The following is a 9,125-nucleotide window of genomic DNA, read 5'->3' on the forward strand; positions in this document are numbered from 1 at the left end:
GGCGGAGACGTCAAGGGGAGGGGAGCTGCTCGGATCAGGGGGCTGCGGCGGCTGCTGCGGCATCACATCCATGCCGATCACTCTGCGTCAGTAATAAGAGCACACCGCGCCTTGCGAAGGCCGCGGCAGACGGGTTCACACCAATGGGCCCGGGTGTCACGCTTGGATCATGGACGGTCTTCTCGAACAACTTCGTGCCGGTCTGCCCGTCGACGCCCTGATCACGGATCCCGACGTCACCGCCTCGTACGCCCACGACATGGCGAGCTTCTGCGAGGCGGGCACACCCGCGGTCGTCGTGCTCCCGCGCACCGTCGAGCAGGTCCAGCACGTCATGCGGACCGCCACGGCCCTGCGCGTCCCGGTCGTCCCGCAGGGTGCCCGTACCGGCCTGTCGGGCGCGGCCAACGCCTCCGACGGCTGCATCGTGCTCTCCCTGGTGAAGATGGACCGGATCCTGGAGATCAGCCCGGTCGACCGGATCGCCGTCGTCGAACCGGGCGTCGTCAACGCGGTGCTGTCCCGGGCGGTCGACGAGCACGGCCTCTATTACCCGCCGGATCCCTCCAGCTGGGAGATGTGCACCATCGGCGGCAACATCGGCACCGCGTCCGGCGGCCTGTGCTGCGTGAAGTACGGGGTCACCGCCGAGTACGTACTCGGCCTGGAGGTCGTGCTCGCCGACGGGCGGCTGCTCACCACCGGCCGCCGCACCGCGAAGGGCGTCGCCGGGTACGACCTCACCCGGCTCTTCGTCGGCTCGGAGGGCAGCCTCGGCATCGTCGTCAAGGCCGTGCTCGCGCTGAAGCCCCGGCCGGCGCGGCAACTGGTCCTGGCCGCGGAGTTCCCGAGCGCGGCGAGCGCCTGCGACGCGATCTGCCGGATCATGGAGCGTGGTCACACTCCGTCACTCCTCGAACTGATGGACCGTACAACGGTCCGGGCCGTCAACAAGATGGCCCACATGGGCCTCCCCGACACCACCGAGGCGCTCCTGCTCGCCGCCTTCGACACCCCGGACCCGTCGGCCGATCTGGCCGCCGTCGCCGAGCTGTGCACCGCCGCGGGCGCCACCGACGTGGTTCCCGCCGAGGACGCCGCCGAGTCCGAAATGCTGCTCCAGGCCCGGCGGATGTCGCTCACCGCGCTGGAGACCGTCAAGTCGGCCACGATGATCGACGACGTCTGCGTACCCCGCTCGAAGCTCGGCGCCATGCTGGAGGGCACCGCGGCCGTCGCCGAGAAGTACGACCTCACCATCGGTGTCTGCGTGCACGCGGGCGACGGCAACACCCACCCCGTCGTCTGCTTCGACCACACCGACGCCGACGAGTCCCGGCGGGCCCGCGAATCGTTCGACGAGATCATGGCGCTCGGCCTGGAGCTCGGTGGCACGATCACCGGCGAGCACGGCGTCGGCCTCCTGAAGAAGGAGTGGCTGGCACGCGAGCTCGGCGAGGTCAGCGTCGAGCTGCACCGGGGCATCAAGCAGGCGTTCGACCCGCTGGGGCTGCTCAACCCCGGCAAGGTGTTCTGACGGCCGGCCGGAACGGTGCCCGCTCACGCCTCGCCGTCCTGCGACTCGTCCGACGGCCACGGGTCGCGCAGCCACAGGTCGTCGGCCGGCAGCGGGGCGAGCAGCTCGGCGAGGCCCTCGTCGATCCCGAGCCGCTCGGCCTCCGTGCCGGGCGGGACCACCCGCAGCGTCCGCTCCACCCAGGCGGCCACCGCGGCGGACGGCACCTCCAGGAGCGCGTTCCCGTCGGGCGAGGTCAGCGCGACGAAGATGACGTTGCGCCGGTCGACCTTGGTCGGCCAGATCCGGACGTCCCCGTGACCGCACGGCCGGAACACGCCCTCGACCAGCAGATCGCGGGCGAACGTCCAGTGCACCGGGAATTCGGAGCCGATGTGGAAGGCCACGTGCACGGCGTACGGGTCCGCTGTCCGGTACGTCAGACGGGCGGGGACGGGGATGCTGCGCTCGGGCGACAGGACCAGCTTGAGTTCCAGCTCGCGTTCCACGGTGGTGTGCATGAGTGCGTCCTTCCGGTGTGTGTGGACCGGTCCCATGACCGGCCCGCACAGGGAGAGAGCACCCTCCACGCCATCTATTACGCGACTTCCGAGAAAAATTTTCGGGCGACGGGAAAGAGCCCCAAACCCCTGGAGTGGCCCAGGGGTACGCGGGCGTCTGGTAGATGTGGACCCGTTGCATTCAGGCCTCGAAGAGATACGGGACCACGGTGATGAGCGCCCCAACCCCGGCACCCGGTGACGAAAGCCCCCGCGAGGGGTACTACCCCGACCCGTCCATTCCCGGATATGTCCGGTACTGGAACGGTGCATCGTGGGTGCCAGGCACAAGCCGCCCGGCTCCTGAGCAGGGCGGGTCGACGGCTGTGACACCCTCCGCAGAAGCGTCCTCCGCGCCGGTGCCCGAGCCCCAGCCGTCGGTACCGCCTCCGGCTCCGGCTCCGGTGGACGAGACCGGTCCGGTTTTCCTGGACGAGGGGCCGCACGCGGGCAACCGCCCCGAACCGGCCACCGCCTGGCAGGCCGACGCCTCCCGGCAGACCGGATTCGGCGGCGAACACGACCGGCGGGTCTCCTGGGGCGGCGGACAGCCCGGCGAACCGGGCGGACAGGACGGCGAACCGGGCCGGCCGGACGGGCAGAGCGATCCGCGTACGCCCGCGGACCGCGCCCCGGCCGACCCGGTGCCGGGCGATCGCGTCCCGGCGGTCCGTGCCCCCGCCGACCGCGCTCCCGCGCCGGACCCGCGACAGCCCGCCGCCCCTCCCGCGCTTTCTCCCGCGCCTTCTCCTTCTCTTCCCGCTCTTCCCGCTTCTCCTTCTCCCGCTCCGTCGTCGTCTCCCGCGCCGTCTTCTCCCGCCCCGGAGAACACCGTTGCGATCCGGATCGGCCGTCAGGGCCGCCCCGGCGGCGGTACGGATGCGGGTCCGGGCGACGCGGGACGCCCGCCCACCGACGGGACGGTCACGATCCGGGCCGTGGGCCGGGGCGGTGGTCCGCCGGCCCGTCGGGCGACCGAACCGGCGGCATCGGAGGGGACGATGGCGATCCGCGCGATCGCCCCGGGGCCGGGCGCACAGCCCTCCGCCCCGGCGCAGAACCCCGCACAGGGCCAGAACCCCGCACAGGGCCAGAACCCTGTGCAAGGCCAGAGCCCCGTACAGGCTCAGAACCCGGCACAGGCTCAGAACCCGGCCCCCTGGGCGCAACAGGGCAGTCAGCCAGCCTCGCCACCCGCTCAGGCAGCCCATCCCCAACTTCCGGCACAGCAGCACCAGCCGCAGCTCCAGGCCCAGCAGCCTCAGCCGCAGCTCCAGCACCAGCCGCAGCTCCAGGCCCAGCAGCCCCAGCTCCGCCCCCAGCCGCAGCAGCCGCAACAGGCCCAGCAGCCCCAGCAGCCCCAGCAGCCCGTCGTGCCCTGGAAGCCGCCGGTCGACGACCCCTTCCAGCAGCTCGCGCAGGCCCAGGCGGCGGCCAGGCCCGCCGGGCTCGGCAGGCGGTTCGCCGCCCGGCTGATCGACAGCGTCGTGCTGATGGCGCTCGTCGGCGCGATCGGCTTCCCGCTCGTCTCGCAGGCGCTGGACCACATCGACGAGAAGATCAACGCGGCGAAGCTCTCCGGTGAGACGGTCACCGTCTGGCTGGTGGACTCCACCACGGCCGGCCTGTTCGGCGCGGTGCTCGGCGCGTTCCTCGTGCTCGGGGTCCTGCTGGAGGCGCTGCCGACGGCCAAGTGGGGCCGCACCCTGGGCAAGAAGGTCTGCGGGCTCGAAGTACGGGACATCGAGTCCCACGGCGCCCCGTCCTTCGGTGCCGCGCTGCGCCGATGGCTGGTCTACGGCGTGCTCGGCATCCTGGTGATCGGGGTGGTCAATGTGCTGTGGTGCCTGATCGACCGGCCGTGGCGCCAGTGCTGGCACGACAAGGCGGCACACACCTTCGTGGCGGGCTGACCGCACCCGGTCGGCCGACGGCCCACCGGGTGAAGGGCCGCCCCGACCGGGCGTCCCCCGAACGCACCTGAGCCGTTGCGGGCGCCTCCGGGGCGGGATGCACTGCCCCCATGAGCAACGATCAGCCGACGTCCGGTCAGCCGCCCGAGGACGACCCGTTCCTCAAGAAGCCGCATGAGCCCCCGCCGTCGTCGGGCTCGCCGTACGACAGCGCTCCGCCCCCGCCCCCGCCGCCGTACGATCCGGGCCCCTACGGCGGCGGTGGACCGTACGGCGGTGCGGATCCGCTGGCCGGCATGCCGCCGCTCGGGGAGCCGGGCAAGCGCATCCTGGCCCGGCTGATCGACTTCCTGATCATCTCGATCCCGCTGTATCTGATCTCGCTGCCCTGGGGCGGTGCGGTCGAGGTGACGGACAACAACGGCAACGGCAACGGCGTAGGTGACGTCTTCAGCCAGACGTACAGCGGGCACCAGTTGATCTGGTCGCTCATCGGTCTGGTCGTGTACGTCGCCTACGACACGTACTTCACGCACAAGGACGGCCGGACCATCGGCAAGCGGCTGCTGAAGCTGCGCGTCGCGATGCTCAACGACGGGCGGGTGCCGGACACCGGTGCCTCGTTCCTGCGGGCCGTGGTGCTGTGGCTGCCGGCGCTGCTGTGCTGCCCGTGTCTGTGGTGGCTGATCAACATCGTGCTCATGTTCACGGACAAGCCGTACCGGCAGGGCCTGCAGGACAAGGCCGCGAAGACGGTGGTCGTCCAGACCAACTGACGCCGTCGGTCCCGGCCCCGCCCCGAGACCCCGTCCCGCGGTCCCGGTGGCTCAGTGGCGTACGGAGTGCCGGCCCACGTGCTCGTCCGCGGGCCGCGGCGCGGCCTCGCGGGGCGCGGAGACCGGGGCACGGGCCCCGTCGCGGGCGAGGCCCTCGGCCTCGACGGCCGCGGAGACCGCGTCCTGATTCACCCGGACCGCGGAGCGGGCACCTGCCCGCCTCGCGGTTTTCGCGCGTGACGGCTGGGGTACGGTCACGGCCACCAGCAGACCCAGCGCGAGCGCCGCGGTCCCGATGACGGCGATGCCGAGGCCCGACCCCGTACGGGAGAGCAGCAGCATGGCGAGGGTCGAGAAGACGACGGTGACCGAACCGTAGGAGAGCTGTGCGGCTGTGGGACGCGGCATGGCGGTATCCGTCCTCGGGGCATCGGATGGGCAGTCTCTCAACACGGTCGCACTGTCAAGCGACTCTACGACGGTGGATGCCCGAGCGGAGCCACCGGTAAGCACGGCCTAACCCGAGGTGCCGGTGCACAGGGGGCGCACGGAGTCATTTGCCACTCCAACCGTGGTCCGCGACGCGCCGGTTGGCCCCTTGTTGAACGTCCGGATAACGGAAGCGTTCTCCTGCATAGTGCACTTGGCCTGTGCAAGTCAAGATCTGTCTTTTCTCGCGTAACTCCGGTCGAATGTCGTCACTTGTGACGCGTATTCGCGCGCGCGGCCCCACATCACCCCCTGGCCGCAGCGGCGAGTGCCGGGGAGGACTGCATCAAGTGACCACAAACAGACGGGCGCTTCGCGCCGCTGCGGTTGTCGTGGCCATGGCCGCCACTGCCGCCACGGCGTCGGCTTTCGCCACGGCCCAGGCAGACGAGAAGGCGCCGGGAGCCAAGAGCACCAGCGTCGACCGCCGTGACCCGGGGTCGGCCAAGGGCAACGAGCACGACCTGAAGGGCCCGTTCAGCGAGCAGCAGGACGCACAGCGTCAGGCCGCCCTTGAGCAGGTCATATCGGGCGACAAGAAGGTCTCGAAGCGGGGCGGCTCCAAGGTCGTCAAGCTCGACGACAAGAAGTACGTCGAGCTCGGCCGCGAGAAGACGGACAAGATCTTCACGATCCTGGTGGAGTTCGGCGACAAGGTCGACAACACCACCATGTTCGACCCGGACGGCGACGGCCCGAAGCCGGCCGTCCCGAAGTACGGGGGCACGCCCGGCCCGCTGCACAACAAGATAGCCAAGCCGGACCCCAAGAAGGACAACAGCACCGCCTGGCAGGCCGACTACAACCAGGCGCACTTCCAGGACCTCTACTTCGGTGAGGGGGCCGGCAAGGACTCGCTGAAGACGTACTACGAGAAGACGTCCTCCGGGCGCTACTCGGTCGACGGCGAGGTCTCCGACTGGGTCAAGGTTCCGTACAACGAGGCCCGTTACGGCTCGAACTACTGCGGTTCGACCAACTGCGCCAACGCCTGGGACATGATCAAGGACGGCGTGAACGCCTGGGCCGCCGATCAGAAGGCCCAGGGTCGTACGCCCGAGCAGATCAAGACGGATCTCGCCAAGTACGACCAGTGGGACCGTTACGACTACGACGGCGACGGCAACTTCAACGAGCCCGACGGCTACATCGACCACTTCCAGATCGTCCACGCCGGTGAGGACGAGTCCGCGGGTGGCGGCGTCGAGGGCACGAACGCCATCTGGGCCCACCGCTGGTACGCCTACGGCACCGACGCCGGCGCGACCGGCCCGGCCGGCAACAAGGCGGGCGGCACCCAGATCGGTGACACCGGCATCTGGGTCGGCGACTACACCGCGCAGCCCGAGAACGGCGGCCTGGGCGTCTTCGCCCACGAGTACGGCCACGACCTGGGTCTGCCGGACCTCTACGACACCACCAACACCGCCGAGAACTCGGTCGGTTTCTGGTCCCTGATGTCGGCCGGCTCCTGGCTCGGCACCGGCAAGGACTCGATCGGTGACCTGCCCGGCGACATGACCGCCTGGGACAAGCTCCAGCTGGGCTGGCTCGACTACGCCGAGGCCAAGGCCGCGACGAAGTCCACCCACAAGCTGGGCGTTTCGGAGTACAACACCAAGAACAAGCAGGCGCTCGTCGTCACGCTGCCCGAGAAGCCCGTCACCACCGACGTCACCAAGCCGGCTGAGGGCTCCAAGCAGTGGTGGAGCGACGCGGGCGACAACCTGAACAACACCCTGTCCCGTTCGGTCGACCTCACCGGCAAGTCCAAGGCATCCCTGGACCTCGCCGGCTGGTGGGACATCGAGAAGGACTACGACTACCTCTACACCGAGGTGTCGGACAACGGTGGCACCAGCTGGACCGCGATCGACGGCACGGCAGACGGCAAGGCGATCACGCGCGACGCCAGTGACAAGCCGGCCCTGACCGACGTCTCCGGCAAGTACCAGAAGCTCTCCTTCCCGCTGGACGCCTACGCGGGCAAGAAGATCGACATCCGCTTCCGTTACGCCACCGACGGCGGCGCGGGCGGCGTCGGCTTCGCCGCGGACACCATCTCGGTGACCGCCGACGGTGCCGCGCTCTTCACGGACAACGCCGAGGGCGACGACAACGGCTGGACCGCCAAGGGCTTCTCCCGCGTCGGTGAGTCGTTCACCAAGGACTACCCGCAGTACTACATCGCGGAGAACCGCCAGTACGTCAGCTACGACAAGACCCTCAAGGTCGGCCCGTACAACTTCGGCTTCTCCAAGACCCGTCCCGACTGGGTCGAGCACTACCCGTACCAGAACGGTCTGCTCGTCTGGCTCTGGGACAAGTCCCAGAAGGACAACAACGTGTCGCAGCACCCGGGCCAGGGTCTGATCCTGCCGGTCGACGCGCACGCCAAGCCCCTGAAGTGGGCCGACGGCTCGATCATCCGCAACAAGATCCAGCCGTTCGACGCGCCCTTCAGCTGGTACGCGACCGACGCCTTCACGCTGCACAACGCGGACGCACCGGTCCGGATCAAGTCGCAGCGCGGCATCCCGGCCTTCGACGACCACAAGGGCACCTACTGGTACAAGGAGAACCCGACCGGGAGCGTTCAGGTTTCTGACACGAACACCCGGATCTCGATCGTCAAGGAGCCGCGCAGCGGCTCGACGATCACCGTCAAGGTCGGTCCCTCGCACAAGTAGTCCCGCATAACCGCAGGTCAAAGCATGATCGGCCGTCGCCCTCTAGCGGGCGGCGGCCGATCGTGTTTAGGTGCGTCTTGTTCGGATTCTTATTGACACGACGTCTCACGGGGGAGCGCGGAGCATGGCAGGCGGAGGATTCTGCAGGTTGCCGGACGGCAATGTGGTGGTGGCGATCACCCTGCCCCATCCGGCCGACGGACCGGGTTCCGGCACCCCGGTCCGGGTCCTGGTGCACGCGGCCAACCGGGCCCGCGCCCTGACCCGGCTGCGCAACGCCGGACTGCGCGCGGTCTACCTCCGCGGCAACGCCGAGCCGCCCACCCCCGACGAGATCACCGCCGTGCTGCACCACCCCGACGGGCTCCTCTGGCGCGCCAGGCCGGAGCGGGCACAGGAGCTCTGGCACCCGATCCGGGCCCTGCTCCGCCCGGCCATCCCCGTCCGGCGGCCGGCCTGAGACACGGGGCTCCGGGCCCCGGGCCGCGAACGGGCCGGACAGGTCCCAGGGTCTTTCCCCGGGGCCGGGCCGGAGCCCGGGCCGATCCGGACGAAAGGCCCTAGACCACCGGCTTGCCGGTCAGCTTCACGCCCGCCCTGCGGAGCTCCTCCAGCGCCCGCTCCGTGGTCGTCTCGGCGACCCCGGCGGTCAGGTCGAGCAGCACATGCGTCGTGAAGCCCGCCCGGACCGCGTCCATCGCCGTCGCCCGCACACAGTGGTCGGTCGCGATGCCGACCACGTCGACCTCGGTGACATGGCGTTCCCGCAGCCAGTCGGCCAGCCCCACACCGTTCTCGTCGAGGCCCTCGAAGCCGCTGTACGCCGCCGCATAGGCGCCCTTGTCGAACACCGCGTCGATCGACCCCGAGGCGACCGCGGGGGCGAAATTCGGGTGGAAGCCGACGCCCTCCGTGCCGGCCACGCAGTGCGGGGGCCAGGAGTGCTCGAAGTCCGGACGGTCGGAGAAGTGGCTGCCCGCGTCGATGTGGTGGTCGCGGGTGGCCACCACATGGCGGTACCCGGCCTGGGCCTCGCCGATCAGGTCGGTGACGGCGGCGGCGACATCGGCGCCGCCCGCCACGGCGAGGCTGCCGCCCTCGCAGAAGTCGTTCTGAACGTCGACGACGATCAACGCGCGGTGCATGACGGGTGTCCTTAGGTGGGGGACGGTCGGCGGTCG

At 70.1% G+C, this 9,125-nt stretch carries 8 protein-coding genes; 5 read left to right on the plus strand and 3 right to left on the minus strand.

Annotated elements, in window-relative coordinates; translation table 11 throughout:
- Nucleotides 1-169: 169 nt before the first annotated feature.
- Nucleotides 170-1,537, plus strand: a complete 1,368-nt coding sequence (locus AADR41_RS39655; RefSeq protein WP_342287115.1) for an FAD-binding oxidoreductase — start codon at nt 170-172, stop codon at nt 1,535-1,537.
- Nucleotides 1,538-1,560: 23 nt separating this feature from the next.
- Here the strand turns inward: AADR41_RS39655 and AADR41_RS39660 are convergent, their stop codons facing one another.
- Nucleotides 1,561-2,037 (minus strand): SsgA family sporulation/cell division regulator, encoded by a 477-nt coding sequence (locus AADR41_RS39660; RefSeq protein ID WP_342287117.1) that lies wholly within the window; start codon nt 2,035-2,037, stop codon nt 1,561-1,563.
- 212 nt (nt 2,038-2,249) lie between these two features.
- On the opposite strand from AADR41_RS39660, the gene AADR41_RS39665 reads away from it, so the two are divergent.
- Together AADR41_RS39665 and AADR41_RS39670 are read left to right on the plus strand one after the other, a co-directional pair.
- Nucleotides 2,250-3,989 carry an RDD family protein gene (locus tag AADR41_RS39665; protein ID WP_342287118.1) on the plus strand — a complete coding sequence of 580 codons (1,740 nt, stop codon included), beginning with the start codon at nt 2,250-2,252 and terminating at the stop codon, nt 3,987-3,989.
- Nucleotides 3,990-4,099: 110 nt separating this feature from the next.
- On the plus strand, nt 4,100-4,765 hold the full coding sequence (locus tag AADR41_RS39670; RefSeq protein ID WP_342287119.1) for an RDD family protein: 666 nt from the start codon (nt 4,100-4,102) through the stop codon (nt 4,763-4,765).
- A 51-nt stretch (nt 4,766-4,816) separates the two neighbouring features.
- Here AADR41_RS39670 and AADR41_RS39675 read toward each other — a convergent pair whose 3' ends face one another.
- A complete protein-coding gene (locus AADR41_RS39675) occupies nt 4,817-5,173 on the minus strand; it encodes a hypothetical protein (protein ID WP_342287120.1) in 357 nt (118 codons plus the stop codon).
- A gap of 371 nt (nt 5,174-5,544) precedes the next feature.
- On the opposite strand from AADR41_RS39675, the gene AADR41_RS39680 reads away from it, so the two are divergent.
- A complete protein-coding gene (locus AADR41_RS39680) occupies nt 5,545-7,944 on the plus strand; it encodes an immune inhibitor A domain-containing protein (protein ID WP_342287121.1) in 2,400 nt (799 codons plus the stop codon).
- A 124-nt stretch (nt 7,945-8,068) separates the two neighbouring features.
- Complete coding sequence (locus tag AADR41_RS39685; RefSeq protein WP_342287123.1) at nt 8,069-8,404, plus strand: hypothetical protein; 336 nt, start codon at nt 8,069-8,071, stop codon at nt 8,402-8,404.
- 100 nt (nt 8,405-8,504) lie between these two features.
- Here the strand turns inward: AADR41_RS39685 and AADR41_RS39690 are convergent, their stop codons facing one another.
- Nucleotides 8,505-9,089 carry an isochorismatase family protein gene (locus AADR41_RS39690; RefSeq protein ID WP_342287125.1) on the minus strand — a complete coding sequence of 195 codons (585 nt, stop codon included), beginning with the start codon at nt 9,087-9,089 and terminating at the stop codon, nt 8,505-8,507.
- Nucleotides 9,090-9,125 lie beyond the last annotated feature (36 nt).

The organism is Streptomyces sp. CLV115 (genome assembly GCF_038448545.1).
GTDB classification, from domain to species: domain Bacteria; phylum Actinomycetota; class Actinomycetes; order Streptomycetales; family Streptomycetaceae; genus Streptomyces; species Streptomyces sanglieri.

Excerpts from the sequence above, each read along its gene's own strand:
- AADR41_RS39655 (WP_342287115.1), top strand. The coding sequence starts at position 170 with ATGGACGGTCTTCTCGAACAACTTCGTGCCGGTCTGCCCGTCGACGCC.
- AADR41_RS39685 (WP_342287123.1), top strand. The coding sequence starts at position 8,069 with ATGGCAGGCGGAGGATTCTGCAGGTTGCCGGACGGCAATGTGGTGGTG.
- AADR41_RS39670 (WP_342287119.1), top strand. The coding sequence starts at position 4,100 with ATGAGCAACGATCAGCCGACGTCCGGTCAGCCGCCCGAGGACGACCCG.
- AADR41_RS39665 (WP_342287118.1), top strand. The coding sequence starts at position 2,250 with ATGAGCGCCCCAACCCCGGCACCCGGTGACGAAAGCCCCCGCGAGGGG.
- AADR41_RS39660 (WP_342287117.1), bottom strand. The coding sequence starts at position 2,037 with ATGCACACCACCGTGGAACGCGAGCTGGAACTCAAGCTGGTCCTGTCG.
- AADR41_RS39675 (WP_342287120.1), bottom strand. The coding sequence starts at position 5,173 with ATGCCGCGTCCCACAGCCGCACAGCTCTCCTACGGTTCGGTCACCGTC.
- AADR41_RS39690 (WP_342287125.1), bottom strand. The coding sequence starts at position 9,089 with ATGCACCGCGCGTTGATCGTCGTCGACGTTCAGAACGACTTCTGCGAG.